At 56.0% G+C, this 1,414-nt stretch carries 1 protein-coding gene, 1 rRNA gene and 1 pseudogene; 1 reads left to right on the top strand and 2 read right to left on the bottom strand.

The window, feature by feature from the left end; genetic code table 11:
* Window positions 1-168: 168 nt before the first annotated feature.
* Window positions 169-462, bottom strand: a pseudogene (locus HWX55_RS35860) (recombinase family protein); the annotation flags it as partial.
* A 172-nt stretch (window positions 463-634) separates the two neighbouring features.
* Here HWX55_RS35860 and HWX55_RS35865 point away from each other — a divergent pair.
* Window positions 635-880, top strand: coding sequence for a SymE family type I addiction module toxin (locus HWX55_RS35865; protein ID WP_175979095.1), 246 nt, complete (start codon window positions 635-637; stop codon window positions 878-880).
* Between the two features lie 244 nt (window positions 881-1,124).
* Here the strand turns inward: HWX55_RS35865 and rrf are convergent.
* A 5S ribosomal RNA gene (rrf, locus tag HWX55_RS35870) occupies window positions 1,125-1,237 on the bottom strand.
* Between the last annotated feature and the right edge of the window lie 177 nt (window positions 1,238-1,414).

Raw genomic sequence — 1,414 nt, forward strand, 5'->3', positions numbered from 1 at the left:
CGTTCCCCTGCCCGTTGCCGAGCAGGTCAGTGTTCTACGTGGGTCAATATTCGATGCAAATTACTGCGTAGGGTGGGTCAGGATTCCGTGCAAATCAACAGCCAAACTGCCTGAGCTCAGGCAGTGGGTTCAAGGGCCGGCTGCTCTAAGGCAATCATTTCCACGACGACGCTTCATATCTTTGACGATCGTCGAGATTGGCGAGCCGCCGTTCTCGAACTGTTCGGCGCAATAGGCGACCTGGATGCCTGCGCGCCGGCAGATGTACTCGTAATAGGCACTTTCGTCTGCACCCTGGGATCGTCCCCAGCGGCTTACGTCGTAGACGAGCATCACCTAGAAATCGGCCATGCCGGTTTCCACGTCCCGGATCAGCTGCTGCAGCGCTTGGCGCCCATCGATGATGAGCTGTCCGTCTATGCGTTCCGTCCGCAAGTTCATGCTCGCACCTCGGCCGGCGATTGCTGGCAGACGAACTTAAGAAGCTATGCCGATTGGCCACTTTCCGAATTTTTCTTATTTCGAGATGATCGGTTAGGTACACTCAAACGGCATCACCGCAAAAAGCGCGGGCCGCATGGGCTGCCACCCATACGACCCGCTGACCACCACCAACTCACCATAGGAGCGGGAAATGGCTAAGGCCAATCATAAGTCACGTACCGCCGTAACGGAACGCTTCGTCACTGTCCAAGAGTCAGCGCGCCATCATTCCTTGTCTAGGGTTCTCCGTGCCATCAGAGCACACCGGAGGCTCAACACGACGTATTTCCCGTGGATCAAAATAGCGGGAGTATGGCTTGAGGACGCGGGATTCGAGGCTGGAGAACGCGTCCGGATTACCGTCGAGGACAAGCGACTCATCATCACGCCGATGTGATCGGCTCATTGTCGATGGTGGGCGTCGCAAGTCACCACCGTCTGGAAGCTCGGTATCCGATGCTCCATACCGTTAGTAACTGTGACAAGCGGCGATTGTTCTGAAACTGCAGCGATTCGGTCACTCAGGTCCGCCGCCGCATAGCCTTTCCGGACGTGCAGCAACCCACCGGGCACCGCGCACATTTCCATCGCGCCAATGCAAAAACCCCCGCCTTGTCGGGCGGGGGTTCTTGGCTTAGGGAGCCTGACGATTACCTACTTTCACACGGGAATCCGCACTATCATCGGCGTAGAGTCGTTTCACGGTCCTGTTCGGGATGGGAAGGGGTGGGACCGACTCGCTATGGTCATCAGGCAAAGAGGGTTGTTGCGTTGCTTCGCAGCGCAACCAATCTTGGAAGAAGCAGTAATTTAGGTTGTGTGTATCACACACGAGAATCCAACCGTCCGACGCGCTCTGTAGCGCGAAACAGACTTGTTATAGGATCAAGCCTTACGGGCAATTAGTATCAGTTAGCTGAACGCATTACTG

The sequence above is a fragment of the Burkholderia sp. BCC1047 genome (assembly GCF_902833155.1).
GTDB classification, from domain to species: Bacteria; Pseudomonadota; Gammaproteobacteria; order Burkholderiales; family Burkholderiaceae; genus Burkholderia; species Burkholderia sola.

What these genes read in the sequence shown, in the direction of transcription:
- HWX55_RS35865 (WP_175979095.1), top strand. Translation starts at nt 635, where the DNA reads ATGGCTAAGGCCAATCATAAGTCACGTACCGCCGTAACGGAACGCTTC.